This is a genomic window from Hyphomonas polymorpha PS728, assembly GCF_000685315.1.
GTDB classification, from domain to species: domain Bacteria; phylum Pseudomonadota; class Alphaproteobacteria; order Caulobacterales; family Hyphomonadaceae; genus Hyphomonas; species Hyphomonas polymorpha.
The window spans coordinates 22,762-39,028 of record NZ_ARYM01000032.1 but is presented as its reverse complement, the minus strand read 5'-3'; the positions used below and the strand labels follow the sequence as shown (position 1 = coordinate 39,028).

The following is a 16,267-nucleotide window of genomic DNA, read 5'->3' as shown; positions in this document are numbered from 1 at the left end:
ACCTATGTCTCAGGTCGCTCACCTTGCTTCTGAAGCCAGCAACGCCGCATGAAATTTGCAGTCTGCATTGGTCAGTGATTGCCGCTGGTGCCGTTCCCGCCGTCTGGGTTTAAAATGGAAAGATCCAGGGCGTCATGACAACCGAGACCACCAGAGCGACGAGAGCGAAGGGTGAGCCCATCCTGACGAAGTCCATGAAGGTGTATTTTCCGGGACCGACAACCAGCGTGTTCACCGGTGAAGAGACCGGGGTCATGAACGCTGCCGATGCCGCCAGGGCGACCGTCATCGCAAAAGGATAGGGCGACGCGCCCAGCGCGTCGGCAACTGTCAGTGCGACAGGCGCCATCAGAACGGCCGTAGCGGTGTTTGAAATGAACAGGCCTAGCAGCGCGGTTGTAATAAAGATGGCCGCCAGCGCCATGCGCGGACTGGCTTCGCCTGTAACGGCCAAGAGGCCCTGTGCCGCGAGGTCTACCCCGCCGGTCTGCTGCAGGGCGATGGAGAAGGGCAGCATACCAACGATCAGAATCAGGCTCTGCCAGTGAATCGACCGGTAGGCCGCGTTCAGGTTCACACATGCGAACAAGCCCATCAGCAGGCAGGCGATCAGCGCGGCCTGGACATTCGGGATCACGCCCCAGACCATCAGGACGATCATTACGCCAAGGCTGAGCAGTGCGAAAGGTGCGCGCGAGGCCGCGGGGGGCGCCTCGTCGAACTCTGCCGGCAGGTTGAGGACGATCATCTCCCGTGCGTCATGCAGCGCGCGGATTGCCCGCCATGGTCCAATCACAAGCAATGTGTCGCCCAGTTCCAGCTCGGTGTTCAGGATATTTCCCTCCACCGCTTCCCGCCCACGCTTGAGACCGATCACGGTGACATCGTGCCGGGAGCGGAACCGAGTGCCGATCACCGTTCGCCCGATCAGGGGCGAGGGGTCGGGCACCATCACCTCTGCCATGCCGATATCCTGCGCGTGGCCTGAAAAATAGGCGCCCGTCAGGATCTGCCGCTCCAGTCCGTAGTCCCGCGCGATTGCATCGATGTCCGGCGCGCCCTCGGAGAGGTCGAGCAGAAGAATGTCTCCTGCGCTCAGTTCGCTGGACGCGCGTGGCTGGATCAGGCGCCTGGAGAACCGCCAGCCGCGCTCAATTGCAAGGATGTTTGCGCCGGCGCCGCCGCGCAGGTTCATTTCTCCGATTGTCCGGCCGGCGAGCGGGGAGCCGGGCTTAACCCGTAGGCGATGTTCGCGGCCTGCCAGCCGGTATTCCTCAACCCAGTCAGTCAGGCTGGGGCGGGTTGGTGGCGGGGCCGCTGGCGCCTCCCCGGGCTTTGGTGCCTGCACCAGCCAGCGCCGGGCGAACAACATGTATCCCACTGCCAGGATGAGGATCGGTATCCCGAAAGGCGTGAAGCTGAAGAAATGAAATCCTTGATGCCCGCGCCGCACCAACTCGGCGTGAACAACCAGATTGGGCGCAGTGGCGACCAGCGTCATCATTCCACTGATCAGCGCCGCCATGGACAGTGGCATCATCAGGTGCCCCGGCGCGATACCGGAATTGGTCGCGACGCGCAGCACGACTGGAATGAAGATGGCAACCACGCCGGTCGAACTCATGATCGACCCGACGAGAGCCACGATAATCATCAGCAGAGTGATCAGACGCGCTTCACTCCGCCCGGCCTTGGCTACCAGCCAGTCTCCCAGCCGCTGTGCCACACCGGTGCGGACCAGGCCTTCACCGATTACGAAAAGGGCGGCGATCAGGATGATGTTGGGGTCGGAAAATCCTGCCAGCGCCTCGTTCATGGTGATCACGCCGGTCAGCGGCAGCGCCGTGATCATGATCAGGGCGACCGCGTCCATGCGGGGCTTGTTCATGGCAAACATGATGACCGCTGCGGCCAGAAAGCCGAGCACGAGAACCAGATCGAGCGTCATGCCAGCAGGTTAGGCGGAGCCGCCCGGCCGCGGAACCCCTAAACCGACCGCTGTGCCAGCTGGAGGCCAGCAGGCAGGCGCCTTCACTCCCTGGGCAGAGACCATTCGCCTTCGCCCAGATGACGTTGCATCATGACGGTGTCTTCCCATTGGCCGAATTTCAGGCCGACGGCTTTCAGTGTGCCAACATTACTGAAACCGAGGCTCCGGTGAAGCGCCATGCAGGCCTCGTTGCGGCTGGTGCCCATCACGGCCAGCATCTGCCGCCATGGCCCGGCTTCACACCGCGCAATCAGCTGGGAAAGCAGCGCGCTCCCCACGCCTCGTCCGCCGAAGACATCGCTCACATAGATGGAATCCTCGACCGTATATTTGTAGGCAGACCGGCTGCGGTAGGGTGAGGCATAGGAGAAGCCGATCACCTGATGGTCAATTTCTGCCACCAGGAAGGGCAGGCCCGCGGCCAGCACATTTGCGCGGCGCAGTTTCATCTCGGGCACGGAAGGGGGTATTTCCTCAAATGTGGCCGAACTCGTCAGCACGTAATTCGCGTAGATGGCCTGGATGGCCTCTATGTCGGCATCATCCGCATCGCGGATATGGAGGGCGGCATCTGGCCAGCCTGTGGATGTTTCGGATTTCAGCGCGTATCCCATGGGCACTCCAGCTGCGGTGTTCAGTTTCCCCAAGGAGACACTCGAGTGTGGCGCGAAAACAACACTCGAATGCGCCGGGAGGGAGAAGACTGCGCCCCATCCCGCTTTTTGAGCAGAGATTTGCGCGAGAATGCGAATTCCGGGCACGGATGCGGAAATCCGAAAAATTTCATGTGTAAGTAATTTAAACAAAGGACCGGCAGCGGGCGCGCCCGCTGTCCGAAAGTTCAGACCGTGGGGATCGTGCCGCCATCAATCACATACTCCGCGCCGTGGATGGCGGAGGCCCGATCGGAAGCCAGGAAAACCATCAGGTCAGCCACTTCTTCGGGAAGGGCGGGCCGGCCGATCGGAATCCCGCCCAGCGCCTCGAGAATGGACTGCCGCGCGGCTTCTTCACTGCTGCCACTGCTCTGAGCAATGCGCTTCACCATCGCTTCGGCCGCGCTGGTATAGATCCAGCCGGGCGAGACCACGTTCACCCTTACGCCCTTGGGCCCCACCTCTTTCGACAGCGCCTTGCTGTAGGCTACCAGCGCCGCCTTGGCGGCCGCGTATGCGGTGGTTGAGTCATATAGCGGCAGGCGTGACTGGATCGAGGCGGTATGAATGATCGCGCCTTTGCCGCGCGCGATCATCTGCGGCACCAATAGCCGGTCGAGGCGCACTGCAGACATCAGGTTGAGATCAAGCTCTGCCTGCCAGACTTCGTCTCCGCTCGCTGCGAAACCACCGCCGGGCGCGCTTGATCCGCCCAGCACATGAACCAGAATATCAACCCCGCCCATGCGTTCCTGCGCAGCATGGGCGAGGGCTTCGGCGCCCGCCGCCGTGCTGAGATCGGCGCGCACGAATGACGCTTCCGGCATTGTTTCCGGCGGCGCAGAGCGAGCCGCCGTTACAAGTTGGGCGCCCTCTGCCGCCAGCTTCTGGAAGACGGCATGGCCTGCGCCCTGGGTGCCGCCGGTTACGACCACACGCTTGCCGGAAAATTCGGATTTGAAGGCCGGCTGCACTACACGATCTCCAGGTGCGAGATTTCTTTTCCGGCAAGCTGGAAGCGGAAGGTGAGCGGTACCGGACTGCCGGGAAAGTCGCCGGCAACATTGGCCACCACGATATGGAGATCATCTTCCTGAGTGGCAGAAACAGGCGTTGCGACGGCTTTGACGCCGACGGTTGCTTCCTTGATCCAGGCGCGCAACTCGTCCGTTCCCTTACGGGTCTGACGTTCGTCCACCACAATGGCATCGGCCGCAAACGGCGCCAGCATTCCTTCGACATCGAAGCTCGGGTTGGCCGCAAAATAGCGTGAAATGGGGGCAGGAAGGGGCGGGGTGGGAGACATGGGATCTTATCCTCTTGGCTGGCGGCATCATTGCCTTTCGGTTTCAGATGCGCCTATGCTGCCATAACGGCAAGAACCGACAAAAAAGTAAGGTACTAACCTATGGGTAAGAGACCCGAATATACTGCCCCTCTGGCGGCCGAAGGCGTGCAGAATGCTCTGCGCATTCTTGAGGGACGGTGGAAACTCGTCATCCTGTTCCAGCTGTTTGGCGGCAAGGTCATGCGGTTTTCGGAGCTTGAGCGCGCGATTTCCGGCATCTCTCAAAAAATGCTGATTCAACAGCTGCGCCAGATGGAGAAGGACGGCGTAGTAACCCGCATCGTGCATCACGAAGTTCCCCCGCGTGTTGAGTACCACCTGACAGATTGGGGGCAGTCGCTTTGTCCGGCGCTGGACGCGCTCCTCCTCTGGGCAGAGAGCGCGCCGGCTGAAATCCGGCAGGGCCTGCTGGGCGAAACCGGCTAGCCCGCCCCGGCGGCATTCATTGACATGCCTGCGGGCTGACCCCCACTTTTGCGGCGGGCAACGCATGTATCGGAGCGGCCATGGCAGACAGGATCAACCCTCACTGGGTACTCGCGCGCACACCGCCGGAAGGCTGGCCGGTGGATGCCGATTTTGCCTGGCGTGAAACGCCAGCGCCTTCGCCGGGACCGGGCCAGATGCTCACGCGCACGATTTATCTCTCGCTGGATCCGTATCAGTGGGGCCGCCGGCGCAGGGGCGTCGAGGCGGTTGGGGAAGTATGCCACGGGCGCACAGTGTCCCAGGTCGTGGAAAGCCGCCTTGAGGGCTACGCGCCCGGCGACTTCCTCTTCAACACCAATGGCTGGCAGACCTACGGGTTGACCGGTGAGGGCATCTCAACCTTCGGCTACATGTTTCCGCGCAAGCTTGATCCTTCCCTGGCGCCAATTTCATCCGCTGTCGGAGTCATGGGGATGCTTGGCCTCACCGCCTATGCGGGGCTCTATGTTCAATGCGCGCCGCAGGCGGGGGAAACAGTTGTCATCTCCGCCGCGTCCGGCGGTGTCGGGCAGGTTGCAGGGCAACTCGCAAAACTGCGCGGCTGCAGGGTGGTGGGAATCGCCGGCCGCGCAGAAAAGTGCGCCTATGTGAAAGACGATCTTGGCTTCGATGAGTGTATCTCGCATCTTGATCCGGATTTTGCCGAGCGCCTGCGGGCAGCCTGCCCGGATGGGGTGGACGTTTATTTCGAAAATGTCGGCGGGCGCGTGTTCGAAGCGGTGCTTGGGCTCTTCAATAATGGGGCGCGCATTACGCTATGCGGCCTTGCCTCACAATATGGCGCCATGGGAGAGGACATCATCGAGGCATGGAAGGCCGCCGGTGAGAAAACGTTCAGTGAGCGGCACATGAGTGTGCACCCCCTATTTGTGGGGGACTATGTAGCCACTCATCAGGAGCGGTTTCTGGCGGAGATGGGGGATTGGCTGCGGAACGGTCACATTCGCTACCGGGAAGATATCCATGAGGGGCTCGAAACTGCTCCGCGTGCTTTCCAGTCCATGCTTGCGGGCGGCACGTTCGGCAAAACCCTGGTGCGGGTATCGACGGACCCGGTGCGGCAGGCTTGACCTGATTGGCAGAAAAGAAAAGGGGACCATGCCGTGCACGGTCCCCGAAAGTATATGCGCCGGGAGGCTTAGAATCGCAGGCCGGCTTCCAGAGCGATGGTCCGCGGTGGTTCCACATAGAAGATTGCGCGAGGCACGCTGGTAATCGGGGCGGGCAGGTTAAAGGCGCTGCCGGTCGTGATCTCGTCCGTCAGGTTTTTGCCAACAAGCGCAACGTGCCAACGCTCGTCCTGAGGGGCGACCTGAAGGCGAAGGTCCACTTTCGCAAAGCCTTTCTGGAGGCCGTAGGTCGGGCTCTGGTTATCAGAGTCAAAATACTTTGAACGGCCCGTGACCGCCAAAATGCCGTCGAATACAAGATCGCTCCAGAGGTCCTGAGTATAGTTCAGTTGGACATTTCCGCTGAAATCGGAAATGTAGGGCAGGGGCCTGCCGCCGATATTGTTCTGCGCAACACTTGTGGGATCGGCAGGATTGCATTCCGTCAAAGGCTGGCTGGCAAGGCAGGCTGCGCCGGGATAGTCCTCATACTTCGCGTCCTGATATGCCGCTGAGGCGTTGACGCTGAACTGGTCAGAAATAATCCAGGCGAGCGATGCTTCAACACCCGTAGATTTGGCGCTGGCGGCGTTGCCTGTGATGTAGGTGGAGAGGTTAGGATCGTATACGGAAGTTTGAAGATCCTTGAAGCTTGTCTCATAGACTGCGCCGTTCAGCACAAGCGCGCCATTCAGCAGGGTGGATTTGACGCCGGCTTCGAAGCTCTCGGACTTTTCCGGATCATAGGTGAATGTGGAATCGACTGTACCATAGGTGTTGCCCACGAAACCGCCGGATTTTGAGCCGCGGCCATAGGTGACGTAGGCCATGGCGTTGGGGTGAACGTCCCATTGCAGGGTAATTGAGGGGTCCACGCCGTCTTCGCTGATGCTGCCGTCGGCCTTGGTCAGTGGGCGCAGCGGGTAGGGGCCGTAGATCAGTTCGCCGTCAAAGCCCGCGCGCTTTTCCGTGTTGGTGTAGCGCAGGCTGCCAATCGCCCGAAGGGTGTCCGAGAAGTGGTAGGTGCCCTGACCAAACAGAGAGTAGGACTTGCTGAACTGCGAAAAATCCGACCGTCCAAGGCCTTCATAATTGAGTGCCGCGATGTTGAAGCCACCGAACTGGGTCAGCAGATAGCGGGACGAGTCGTAATATCCGCCAATGATGTATTCGAACTTGCGCCCTGTGGGCGACAACAGACGCAGTTCCTGTGACACCTGACGGAAGTGTTCCGGATAGCTGTTGTAGACGCTGTTTGGAACGATGGTTCCGTCCGGTGACTGCTGATCGAAATAGTTGTTGATGTCAGCGCGGAACCAGGAATAGCCGGTTACGGAGGTGAGGGTGTAATCGCCAATATCCCAGTTGCCGGTGCCCGACACGAGCCAGGAGGTCGCCTCAGTGCCCTCTTCGCCGACAACACTGTCGACGCTGTAGCGGGTGAGGTCAGGATTCTGCGGAATGTCCAGGCGGCCGGAGACGTTCATGCCGCCGATCCGGCGGTTGTCCCCGAATTCTGCCTTGACGGTGTAGTCAAAGTCGCCCTCGCCTTCATAGCGCAGCGTGGCGCGCGCCAGAAACTGTTCTACCTGTGGCTCTTTCTGGCCGCCTTTGCCGAGGTTGCTGATCCAGCCATCCTGGTCGAGCTGCTTGACGGCGAGCCGCCCGGAAATACGATCCGTAATCGGACCAGACACGTGGCCGGACAGCTCATATCCTTCAAGGTCGAAATTATAAACGCCCTTCACGGCGCCTTCGAACGTGTCGGTAGGGCCGGCAGAAACGATGCTGACGGCGCCTGCGGCCGTGTTCTTGCCGAACAGCGCGCCTTGCGGGCCGCGAAGCACCTCGACGCGTTCCAGATCAAAGAAGGGGCCCTGAGTCTGCCGCGATTTGCCGGCATAGACTCCGTCAATGTAAAGGCTGACGGCCTGATCAAACGAGAAGTTCGCGGCCGGAGAGCCGAAGCCGCGGATATACACCACATTGTTGCCGGCCGTGAGCTGAACGGCAACGTTCGGCACGTATCTTGTCATGTCCTGGAAGTCGTTGACCTGCAGGTCTGCAAGCGCGTCACCCGACATGACCTCCATCGAGATCGGAACATCCTGCAGGCTTTCTTCACGCTTCTGCGCCGTTACGGTGACAGTGGCGAGCTTGCGTGTTTCCTCGCCGGTGTCAGCCGCCTCCTGCGCGTTTGAGACGCCTGAGAGCGCCGACAAGGCCATGACCAAGGCGAGTGTGGATATACCCGATTTCATTTGTTCCTCCCTGTGTGCCGGTATCGTCCTGTCCGGCCTTATTTGGTTAGTTAGCTAATTGATATTTGTGCACTCGGCAAGGACAGACTTGTGTGACGTATCCGGATGAAGTGCATTTCAGGCTGGTAGTAAGGTAAGGTGTCCGAGTTGACCGGGATTGTTGGTTAGTAATCTAACTGTTTTCCCTGTTTTCTGACGTCTTTACGAACGTCACGCCGCCGAACTGGTCTCTCAGCTTTTTCTTGTCGATCTTTCCGGTGGGGCCCGTGGGCATCTCGTCAATGAACTCCACCCGGTCCGGCATCCACCAGGTGGCGATCTTGCCCTCAAGGAATGCGAGCATCTCCGCAGCGGTTGCGGCGGCGCCCTTCCGGAGTTTCACGAGCAACAAAGGGCGCTCGTCCCATTTGGGGTGGGGAATGCCGATGACTGCGCAGAGATCTGCGGCCGGGTGGCCCATTGCGATGTTCTCGACATCAACCGAACTGATCCATTCTCCCCCGGACTTTATGACATCCTTGGCGCGATCGGTGATCTGCATATAGCCGTCCCCGTCCAGCGTGGCGATGTCGCCGGTGTCAAAAAACCCTTCAGAATCCAGTGCGTTATGGGGCTCGCCGTAGTATTGCGAGGCAATGGTCGGACCGCGTGTCAGCAAGCGGCCGGGGGTGCGTCCATCATGCGGGAGAGGCGCGCCCGCATCGTCAACAAGCTTCAGGTCGATGCCCGCCAGGGGACGGCCTTGCTTCAGTTTCCAGCCAATCTTCTCTTCGTCCGTGAGCGTATTGATGCGCCGGTTCGGAATGGACACGGTTGCCAGCGGAGAGGTTTCGGTCATGCCCCAGCCCTGGATAACATCAACGCCATGCCGGTCGCGGAATTCGCGAATGATCGACTCCGGGCAGGCCGAGCCGCCCACGGTGACCCGCTGAAGGGTGGAGAAAGAGGCGCCGGTTTCACGCAGGTGTGCCAGAAGCATCTGCCAGATGGTGGGCACTCCGGCGGAATAGGTTACGCCTTCGGATTCCATAAGTTCATAAAGGGAGGCGCCATCAAGCCGTTGCCCCGGCAGGACAAGGCTCGCGCCAACCATGGGAGCTGCATAAACCACGCCCCAGGCATTGGCATGATACATCGGCACGGCCAGAAGCACCGTGTCTCGTGCCGACAGGTTCAGAGCGTCAGGCCCAAGAACCATCAGCGCGTGAAGATAGTTGGAGCGGTGCGAGTAAAGAACGCCCTTGGGGTTTCCCGTCGTGCCGGATGTATAGCAGAGACCTGCGGCCTGGCGCTCCTCAAATTTCCCCCATTCTACAGTTTCCGTATGCGGATTAATCCACGCTTCATACCCCGTCACCGGAACAGGGCAGCTGGAGAAGGGCGCGGGCGCCTCCTCGTCCAGGATAATAACGGCTTCGACGCTGGGGCAGGAGGGGAGAATGTCCTCGAGAATGCTGCGGCAGGCACCATCAGCCAGAATGATCCGGTCTTGCGCATGATTTACGAGATAGGCAATCTGATCGTTGAGAAGGCGCGGGTTCAGCGTATGGCAGATGGCGCCGATGCCAATGATGCCATACCAGGCCTCGAAATGCTGATGACCGTTCCAGCCCAGCGTGCCGACCCTGTCGTCCTTGGCGATGCCGGCAGCGCGCAGCGCGTTGGAGACGCGCTGGGCCCGCCGCGCAAGCGTGGCGTAATCTGTGCGGCTGATCTGGCCCCGCGCTGAACGCGATGTAATCGGCGTTTGGCCGTGCCAACGGGCGGCGTGGGTGAGCAGCCGGTCCAGTGTAAGTTCTGCTTCCTGCATCAGGCCGTGCATGAAATTTCTCTCCTCCGCTGCCCGGCTCAGATGATGCCGCGTTGTTGCAGGGATGCCAGTTCGCTCTCACTCAGTCCGAGGTCTGCTCCGTAAACGGCGAGATTGTCCTGGCCCGGAAGTGCCGGCGCCGGACGGCGTACCCCGCCGGGGGTTCCGGACAGCTTGGGGAAGGCATTTTGCATCGGCAATTTCCCCCATTTGGGATGGTCAATCTCGATCAGGGACTGGCGCGCCTTGAACTGCGGGTCTGCGAGCATATCGGCCGGGGTATACATCCTCCCCGCAGGAACGCCGGCATCCGCCATCATGTGTTCCAGAGTGTCGGTCGTCAGTGTGCGGGTCCAGGCAGCGATAATCTCGTCGAGTTCCTTCTGGTGGTTGCCGCGGGCGATGTGGGTCGCGTAGCTTGGGTTCTCTGCCAGATCGGGCTGCCCCATCGCGCCGCAGAGGCGCCGGAAAACGGAATCCTGATTGGCGGCGATTAGGTAATACCCGTCAGCCGTGGGGTATACGTTTGAGGGCGCGACCCCGGGCAGAATGGAGCCCGAGCGCTCCCGCGTGAAGTTGCCGATGGCGTAGTCGGGCACCAGGCTTTCCATGACATGCAGAACGGCTTCATAGAGAGAGGAGTCCACGATTTGCCCCTTGCCGGTGCGATGGCGCGCTTCCAGCGCAGCGAGCGCGCCAAGACAGGCAAAGGTTGCGGCCAAGCTGTCGCCAATGGACACTCCCATGCGGGCAGGCGGGCGATCAGGATCGCCCACGACGCGCCGCCAGCCCCCCATCGCCTCTCCGATACCGCCGAAGCCCGCTCTACCCGCGTAAGGGCCGGTTTGTCCGTAGCCGGATACACGTACGATGATGAGGCGAGGGTTCTCCGCCATCAGGTCTTCTGGGGAAAGGCCCCATTGCTCCAGCGTACCTGGCCGGAAGTTTTCAATCAGGATGTCGGCACCTGCAATGAGCTGGCGAGCGAGCGCCTGGCCTTCTTCTGTGCGCAGATTGGCAGTGACAGAGCGCTTGTTGCGGCCCAGCACTTCCCAGAACAGGGGGTAGCCTGGCTGTCCCCACTGGCGAAGCGCGTCACCAGTCCCTGGCGGTTCGATCTTGATGACGTCGGCGCCGAAATCGCCCAGCAGCTGGCCGCAAAAGGGGCCCGCAATCAGCTGGCCCATTTCAACCACGCGGATGCCGTGCAGGGAGCCGGGCTGCGGGGATCCGCTGGTGGCGCTCATTTTTCCCTCCCTTGGACATTTTGTATTCAATTACACCCATAATGACAAATAAATTGACGTTTTCAAGTCATAAACGAATCTATTGTATACAAAGTGGAGCTGTGGCCCGATCATCTGCCTAGCCGTGGGGAGGAATCCCCGGCAGGGTGACGACAGGATCAGCAAGGGTGGTATCGAGGGTCAGGTGATGGCGAGTGCCAGTGTTCAGGCGTATGAAATCATCCGGGAGGAGATCATCTCCGGCCGTTTTCCGCCGGGGCACCGGCTGATCGAATCAGACCTCACCGCTCTTTGCAACGTATCGCGTACGCCGGTACGTGAGGCATTGCGCCGCCTCGTGAATGAGGGCCTGGCCGAGTTCAGCCCCAACTATGGCGCGCAGGTTGCTGATCCGGGAGATGAAGATCTTGAGGCACTGTATGAATTGCGAACCCTGATCGAAGGGTATGGCGCGGCCCGCGCCGCCACGCGGATTTCGGAGGCCGAGATTGCAGAACTGGAGGCGCTGGCCGACCAGATGGAAGCGCTCGTCAGGAAAGGCGCAGATCATACTCCGGAGGCGGCTGGCGCCAACAGCCGGTTTCACCGAATCATTCTGGAAGCCGCCCGCAGCGCCCGGCTATTGAGTGTGGCTGGGCTGGTTGTGGAAACGCCCTTGGTTCTGCGCACGCTGGCGCGCTATTCTGCCGACGAGCGCGAACGCTCCATGCGGCATCACCGCGAACTCATCGCGGCGTTCCGCGCGAGGGACGGCCGCTGGGCGGAGGCAGTAATGACGGGTCACATCAAGGCGGCATTTGCAGCCATCCGCCGGGACCTCGCTCAGCGTAGCCCCGGCGACACGGCCGGTCAGCGCTGATCGGAGGGGCGTGAGGAGAGGAAATCTGCCGTGCTGAAGCCTTCGGGGGCATCGACCTCCACAATCGCTTCAGGCCGGTCATCGAATTCGGTCTTCAGCGCGCGGGACATGATGGCGTGCATCACATACATGGATACGATGTAGGTGAACTCCAGGATTTCCTCATCGCTGAGGAAGGTCTTGAGCTTGGCCATCACTTCGGGCGGCGTCCGGCCATGGCCGGTAGATAGACAGTCCGCATACGCCAGTACAGCGCGTTCCTGATCGTTGAAGAGATCAGATACCTGCCAGGCCGGGACAGCCTTGATCTTGTCATCCGAAACGCCCAGGGCACGCAGAAGCTTGCAATGCTGGGAGAAGACAAATTGGCTGCCAATGGTCCAGCCAACCCGCGTCTGTCCAAGTTCGCGGAATACCGGATCAAGATGGATGTTCGGGCTGCGATAGAGCTTGAAGCCGTTAACCGCGTGCTCGAACACTTCTTCGGAGTTGGCGAAAACGCTCCACCAGTCACCCGGTGATCCAGTCGCTGTGCCCGGCTCGGTGATCGGATCCCGGTCCGGGCCGAACAGGCGTTCGAAATAGGCCAGCATGGTGGCGTTAGTGAGTTCGGCGCGGGGAACCTGTCTGATAGCGGGCATGAGGTGTTCCTTGTCAGGCGTTTGCAAATTTCCGGAATTCAGCAACATGGGCAGAATCAAAATACTCATCCAGCCGGGTAATCCGGCCATCTTTTACCTGGCAGACAATGCAGGCGGGAAGCTGGAGCCGGGCGCCGTCATGGATGCGAGTTCCCCTCAGGATATGCTGCTGAACAAAACCGCCTGCGAACACGTCAACCCGGCGATTGTCATATAGACGGTCGCTGATGCGGGTAACCATTCCGGCAAGGGTCTTGCGGTTGTCTTCGGGGGTCTGCTCGGCCTGGTCTGTATTGTGCCAGATCTTCGCGTCTGGCGCATAACAGGCCACCAGCGTATCAACATCGCCTGCTTCTACAGCGTCAAAGAAGCGCTTCGCCAGCGCACGGATGTCTGTCTCGGACATGGAGCCTCCCATTTGCGTCTGCTTATCCTTTGAGGTCAGATGCCGGTTTGTATACGGCGTGTTTCGTGATCAGAGGTGATTGTGCGCGCCATCATGATGTAGAGCCCCATGGCGAGCAGGGAAACGGGGATTGTCGAAGCCAGCGCCCAGCGCAGGCTGTTCTGTGATCCCAGCGATGTGAAGAGGTCTGACAGGATGCCGATCATCAGGGGGCCGCCGCCGATGCCAACCAGATTGAATGACAGCAGGAGCAGGGCCGTCGCCGTAGCCCGGGCGCGCAAAGGCGCGAGATTCTGCGTCAGGGCGAGGGCGGGAGCGACATACATTACCACACTGACCATCGGAATAAGCAACAGGATCAGCGTCAGTTCCCAGCCCGGCATAAACAGTGCCAGAAGCAGGAACGGGCATCCGATCATCACCGAGAATGCTGGGGCCCAGGCATACGCCGTCAGGCTTTTCTTCACCCCGATATTTACGATTGCGCCGCCACCCCAAATTCCGAGGCCCATGCAGACCCCCGCGGCCGGGCCAAACCACAGCGCAAGCTGTTCGAGGGCCATGCCGTTCTCCCGCATGAGAAAGGCCGGGATCCAGTTCAGCAGGCCATAGCTGACAAAGGCGAGCAAGCCGCTGGCGGGAAGGAGAAGCCGCAAGGTGGGCAACATCAGGAAGATGCGGATTGTGGAAAGCAGGGAGGGGGCCTTTTCATGCGCGCTGGACGGCGCCGCTGCTTCGGTCGCGCCCCGCAGAGGTTCGCGCACCAGCAGCCAGAGGATTGGCGCCAACGCAATGCCGAGAATGGCGACTGTGAAGAACGCCATCCGCCAGCCATACTGCGCGGCGATGAAGCCACCCAGCGAAATGCCGATAAAAACGCCGATTGGTCCGTTTACGGTATACAGGCCTATGATTGCCGGGCGTTGTTCTGGCTTGAAATAGTCCGACAGGATGGAGAGGGAGGGCGCTGTGCCGCCGGCCTCGCCAACGCCAACGCCGAACCGGGCAAGGGCAAGCTGCCAGAAATTCTGCGCGAACCCGCACAGGCCGGTACAGACGCTCCACATTGTGCAGGCAACAGCAACCAGCTTCACGCGATTGATGCGATCCGCCAGCATCGCAACGGGAACCCCCATTGAGGCGTAAAACAGCGCGAAAAACAGGCCGGTCAGAAGACCAAAGGCGGTATCACTGAGCGGAATGTCCTGCCGGACAGGCTCGATCAGCAGGGAGAGGAGCTGGCGGTCCACATAATTGATGGAACCGATGGCCATCAGGATAACCAGGGCGAGGGTCTTCTGCAGCGGTGTAGCCGGGGTCACCGGTCCCGCCGAAACGGCGGTCGCCTGAGCGGTTTCAACCATGTTTCTCCCCTTTGAAGCGTCTGCGCGCTTTGGCCGGCAGCGTATCGCGTCTGGCGCTTCTGTCAACTTGGTTTACAATCAGTGGTCGGATTATGATGGAGTCAGATCTATTGACCGCTCTTCAGCATGTTTTCACCGAACAGGTTCGACCACGCTTCCTTGGTGAGTTGGGGGCGCAGGCTGGAGAGGTTGCGCTCATTGCTGACTTCGGTTCCCCGCTGCACGCCCGGCCGCTTCCCAATTTCTGCAGACCAGCGCTGGATGGCGGGATAAGGCTCCAGCGGCAGCTGGATTGCCCGTGCCGCGCGCACCCATGGCCATGTCGCGATATCAGCGACTGAATAATCCTCGCCGGCCATATAGGGTGTTTCCTGCAATCTGCGTTCGAGAACGTTCAGTAGACGGATTGCTTCGTTGCGGTACCGTGTAACCGGATGCTCCTGGCCTTCGGGCGCATAGCGGATGAAGTGGTGCGCCTGGCCGTGCATCGGGCCGAAGCCGGCCATCTGCCACATCAGCCATTGCTGCGCGAGCGAGCGGCCGCGCGTGTCCTCAGGCATCAGGGCGCCGCCATGCTTCTCCGAAAGGTAAAGCAGGATGGCCCCGGATTCGAACACCGGAAAAGGCGCCCCGCCGTCTGCAGGCGCATGATCGACGATCGCAGGAAGGCGCCCGTTCGGGTTGATCTGCCGGAAAGCCTTCGTGAGATGATCGCCCGCCAGCATATCGTAAGGAATAAGCCGGTGGGGCACATCAAGCTCAGCCAGCATGATCGACACCTTGTGGCCATTAGGTGTCGGCACGAAATGTACGTCTATCACGTCAGCCGCCCTTATTAGGCCTGAAGAACGCTGACGTCGGGCGTGCCATCGGCACGGACAGGCGCGTGCCGTACATCGCGCTCGCTGAACTCGCGCGTCCAGGCTGCCAGTTCAAGGCAGATGCCGTCGGGATCGAAGAAGTAGACAGACCGGACGAACACGTCCTTCGTCAATTCTTTCGACATCTGAGTCGGTGAATCGTCGTGATTGAATATCTCGGTGACATCAACGCCCTTGGCTTTCAGCTTGGCGTAGTACTCGTCAAACCGCTCGGCGGGCACGTTGATGGCGATATGGTTCATAGAGCCGTGTGCGGAGCGGATGTTGCCGCGGGTAGGCAGATTTTCCGGCGCTGCAATTCCCGGCGCAGCCTGAGGGGCATCCGGGAACCAGAAGAAGGCGATTGAATCGCCATTTCCAACATCAAAGAAAAAATGCTGACCTTTTCCGGCGGGCAGATCGATCGTCTTGATGAGGGGCATGCCGAGCACATCGCGATAGAAGGTCACGGTCTTGGCCATATCCTTACACACCAGCGCGAGGTGGTTCACACCCAGAAATTCGAACTCCTGATTGCGGGGCTTGCTCATCGGTTATTCCTCCTCTTTGGCCGGTTTTCCCAGCGCATCTTGTGGAAATGAGGCTATCTTATTGGCACGATATGTCAACTAAATTGACGATAAATTTTGCGCCAGATACATATTCGGCGCTATGAAAGGCGGCTGGTGTTTGCATCAGCGCGCAGGCGAGGTAAGGCGCAATGATGCCAAAGACTGACGATGAGATGATGCAGGCCAATCAGATTCTCCTGAATCTGCTTTCTGGCTTTTACTGGTTTGATGAGGGGCTCCAGAGCTATATCCGCGCCTGCGGGTGGCCGGAGGTGACCCGCCCTCAATCCATGGTGATGGCCAACGTTGTAATGGGCGTTCGCCGTCCCTCGGACATTGCGCGCCGTCTCGGCATCAGCCGGCAGGCTATCCATTCGACGCTCAAATCCATGATCGATATGGGCATGGTCGAGCTTGCCGACGATCCCGGAAACCTGCGTGTGAAGGTTGTGGTTCTCACGCCGACAGGCGAAGCCATGCGCCGGGATGCGCAGCGCGCAATGCAACTGATGATCGCGACGCTGGTGGGGCGGATCGGCAAGGATGCCTTCCAGGCAACTGCAGACACCCTTGCCAGGGACTGGGGCGCCCCGATGTCCTTCCGCGCGGAAGATATTGTCGGGGATGCGGCCGTGAAGCCCGGCTAGCCCCCATT

General features: G+C 60.3%; 16 protein-coding genes. 4 read left to right on the top strand and 12 right to left on the bottom strand.

Annotation, left to right across the window (positions count from 1 at the left end; genetic code table 11):
- Nucleotides 1–109: 109 nt before the first annotated feature.
- The 4 genes from HPO_RS18055 to HPO_RS18040 form a co-directional block, all read right to left on the bottom strand.
- On the bottom strand, nucleotides 110–1,948 hold the full coding sequence (locus tag HPO_RS18055) for an SLC13 family permease (RefSeq protein WP_035602064.1): 1,839 nt from the start codon (nucleotides 1,946–1,948) through the stop codon (nucleotides 110–112).
- Nucleotides 1,949–2,031: 83 nt separating this feature from the next.
- Nucleotides 2,032–2,604 (bottom strand): GNAT family N-acetyltransferase, encoded by a 573-nt coding sequence (locus tag HPO_RS18050; protein WP_084324439.1) that lies wholly within the window; start codon nucleotides 2,602–2,604, stop codon nucleotides 2,032–2,034.
- A 227-nt stretch (nucleotides 2,605–2,831) separates the two neighbouring features.
- Nucleotides 2,832–3,620 carry an SDR family oxidoreductase gene (locus HPO_RS18045; protein WP_035602061.1) on the bottom strand — a complete coding sequence of 263 codons (789 nt, stop codon included), beginning with the start codon at nucleotides 3,618–3,620 and terminating at the stop codon, nucleotides 2,832–2,834.
- Nucleotides 3,620–3,952: a nuclear transport factor 2 family protein gene (locus tag HPO_RS18040; protein ID WP_035602058.1), complete on the bottom strand. Its 333-nt coding sequence runs from the start codon at nucleotides 3,950–3,952 to the stop codon at nucleotides 3,620–3,622. Before HPO_RS18040 ends, HPO_RS18045 begins: the two co-directional genes overlap by 1 nt.
- 102 nt (nucleotides 3,953–4,054) lie before the next feature.
- Here HPO_RS18040 and HPO_RS18035 point away from each other — a divergent pair, with 102 nt between their 5' ends.
- Nucleotides 4,055–4,420 carry a winged helix-turn-helix transcriptional regulator gene (locus HPO_RS18035; protein WP_035602056.1) on the top strand — a complete coding sequence of 122 codons (366 nt, stop codon included), beginning with the start codon at nucleotides 4,055–4,057 and terminating at the stop codon, nucleotides 4,418–4,420.
- 80 nt (nucleotides 4,421–4,500) lie between these two features.
- Nucleotides 4,501–5,553: an NADP-dependent oxidoreductase gene (locus tag HPO_RS18030; protein ID WP_035602053.1), complete on the top strand. Its 1,053-nt coding sequence runs from the start codon at nucleotides 4,501–4,503 to the stop codon at nucleotides 5,551–5,553.
- Nucleotides 5,554–5,621: 68 nt separating this feature from the next.
- On the opposite strand, the gene HPO_RS18025 is transcribed toward HPO_RS18030, so the two are convergent.
- From HPO_RS18025 to HPO_RS18015, 3 genes are all read right to left on the bottom strand, one after another.
- Nucleotides 5,622–7,853: a TonB-dependent receptor gene (locus HPO_RS18025; protein WP_035602045.1), complete on the bottom strand. Its 2,232-nt coding sequence runs from the start codon at nucleotides 7,851–7,853 to the stop codon at nucleotides 5,622–5,624.
- A gap of 172 nt (nucleotides 7,854–8,025) precedes the next feature.
- Nucleotides 8,026–9,675, bottom strand: a complete 1,650-nt coding sequence (locus HPO_RS18020) for a long-chain fatty acid--CoA ligase (RefSeq protein ID WP_035602043.1) — start codon at nucleotides 9,673–9,675, stop codon at nucleotides 8,026–8,028.
- A gap of 26 nt (nucleotides 9,676–9,701) precedes the next feature.
- Entirely contained in the window at nucleotides 9,702–10,910 is a 1,209-nt protein-coding gene (locus tag HPO_RS18015) for a CaiB/BaiF CoA transferase family protein (protein ID WP_035602041.1), read from the bottom strand.
- A 187-nt stretch (nucleotides 10,911–11,097) separates the two neighbouring features.
- On the opposite strand from HPO_RS18015, the gene HPO_RS18010 reads away from it, so the two are divergent.
- Nucleotides 11,098–11,769 carry a GntR family transcriptional regulator gene (locus tag HPO_RS18010; RefSeq protein ID WP_035602038.1) on the top strand — a complete coding sequence of 224 codons (672 nt, stop codon included), beginning with the start codon at nucleotides 11,098–11,100 and terminating at the stop codon, nucleotides 11,767–11,769.
- Here the strand turns inward: HPO_RS18010 and HPO_RS18005 are convergent.
- From HPO_RS18005 to HPO_RS17985, 5 genes are all read right to left on the bottom strand, one after another.
- Nucleotides 11,760–12,410: a carboxymuconolactone decarboxylase family protein gene (locus HPO_RS18005; RefSeq protein ID WP_035602035.1), complete on the bottom strand. Its 651-nt coding sequence runs from the start codon at nucleotides 12,408–12,410 to the stop codon at nucleotides 11,760–11,762. The genes HPO_RS18010 and HPO_RS18005 overlap by 10 nt on opposite strands.
- 13 nt (nucleotides 12,411–12,423) lie before the next feature.
- Nucleotides 12,424–12,816 carry a nuclear transport factor 2 family protein gene (locus tag HPO_RS18000; RefSeq protein ID WP_035602032.1) on the bottom strand — a complete coding sequence of 131 codons (393 nt, stop codon included), beginning with the start codon at nucleotides 12,814–12,816 and terminating at the stop codon, nucleotides 12,424–12,426.
- Between the two features lie 35 nt (nucleotides 12,817–12,851).
- Nucleotides 12,852–14,180, bottom strand: a complete 1,329-nt coding sequence (locus tag HPO_RS17995) for a spinster family MFS transporter (RefSeq protein ID WP_051612801.1) — start codon at nucleotides 14,178–14,180, stop codon at nucleotides 12,852–12,854.
- 107 nt (nucleotides 14,181–14,287) lie between these two features.
- Complete coding sequence (locus HPO_RS17990; RefSeq protein WP_035602030.1) at nucleotides 14,288–15,001, bottom strand: glutathione S-transferase family protein; 714 nt, start codon at nucleotides 14,999–15,001, stop codon at nucleotides 14,288–14,290.
- A gap of 14 nt (nucleotides 15,002–15,015) precedes the next feature.
- Entirely contained in the window at nucleotides 15,016–15,591 is a 576-nt protein-coding gene (locus tag HPO_RS17985) for a VOC family protein (protein ID WP_035602027.1), read from the bottom strand.
- A gap of 173 nt (nucleotides 15,592–15,764) precedes the next feature.
- On the opposite strand from HPO_RS17985, the gene HPO_RS17980 reads away from it, so the two are divergent.
- On the top strand, nucleotides 15,765–16,259 hold the full coding sequence (locus tag HPO_RS17980; RefSeq protein ID WP_206742187.1) for a MarR family winged helix-turn-helix transcriptional regulator: 495 nt from the start codon (nucleotides 15,765–15,767) through the stop codon (nucleotides 16,257–16,259).
- Nucleotides 16,260–16,267: the final 8 nt, after the last annotated feature.

What these genes read in the sequence shown, in the direction of transcription:
- HPO_RS18055 (WP_035602064.1), bottom strand. Translation starts at nt 1,948, where the DNA reads ATGACGCTCGATCTGGTTCTCGTGCTCGGCTTTCTGGCCGCAGCGGTC.
- HPO_RS18050 (WP_084324439.1), bottom strand. Translation starts at nt 2,604, where the DNA reads ATGGGATACGCGCTGAAATCCGAAACATCCACAGGCTGGCCAGATGCC.
- HPO_RS18040 (WP_035602058.1), bottom strand. Translation starts at nt 3,952, where the DNA reads ATGTCTCCCACCCCGCCCCTTCCTGCCCCCATTTCACGCTATTTTGCG.
- HPO_RS18035 (WP_035602056.1), top strand. Translation starts at nt 4,055, where the DNA reads ATGGGTAAGAGACCCGAATATACTGCCCCTCTGGCGGCCGAAGGCGTG.
- HPO_RS18030 (WP_035602053.1), top strand. Translation starts at nt 4,501, where the DNA reads ATGGCAGACAGGATCAACCCTCACTGGGTACTCGCGCGCACACCGCCG.
- HPO_RS18025 (WP_035602045.1), bottom strand. Translation starts at nt 7,853, where the DNA reads ATGAAATCGGGTATATCCACACTCGCCTTGGTCATGGCCTTGTCGGCG.
- HPO_RS18020 (WP_035602043.1), bottom strand. Translation starts at nt 9,675, where the DNA reads ATGCACGGCCTGATGCAGGAAGCAGAACTTACACTGGACCGGCTGCTC.
- HPO_RS18015 (WP_035602041.1), bottom strand. Translation starts at nt 10,910, where the DNA reads ATGAGCGCCACCAGCGGATCCCCGCAGCCCGGCTCCCTGCACGGCATC.
- HPO_RS18010 (WP_035602038.1), top strand. Translation starts at nt 11,098, where the DNA reads ATGGCGAGTGCCAGTGTTCAGGCGTATGAAATCATCCGGGAGGAGATC.
- HPO_RS18005 (WP_035602035.1), bottom strand. Translation starts at nt 12,410, where the DNA reads ATGCCCGCTATCAGACAGGTTCCCCGCGCCGAACTCACTAACGCCACC.
- HPO_RS18000 (WP_035602032.1), bottom strand. Translation starts at nt 12,816, where the DNA reads ATGTCCGAGACAGACATCCGTGCGCTGGCGAAGCGCTTCTTTGACGCT.
- HPO_RS17995 (WP_051612801.1), bottom strand. Translation starts at nt 14,180, where the DNA reads ATGGTTGAAACCGCTCAGGCGACCGCCGTTTCGGCGGGACCGGTGACC.
- HPO_RS17985 (WP_035602027.1), bottom strand. Translation starts at nt 15,591, where the DNA reads ATGAGCAAGCCCCGCAATCAGGAGTTCGAATTTCTGGGTGTGAACCAC.
- HPO_RS17980 (WP_206742187.1), top strand. Translation starts at nt 15,765, where the DNA reads ATGCCAAAGACTGACGATGAGATGATGCAGGCCAATCAGATTCTCCTG.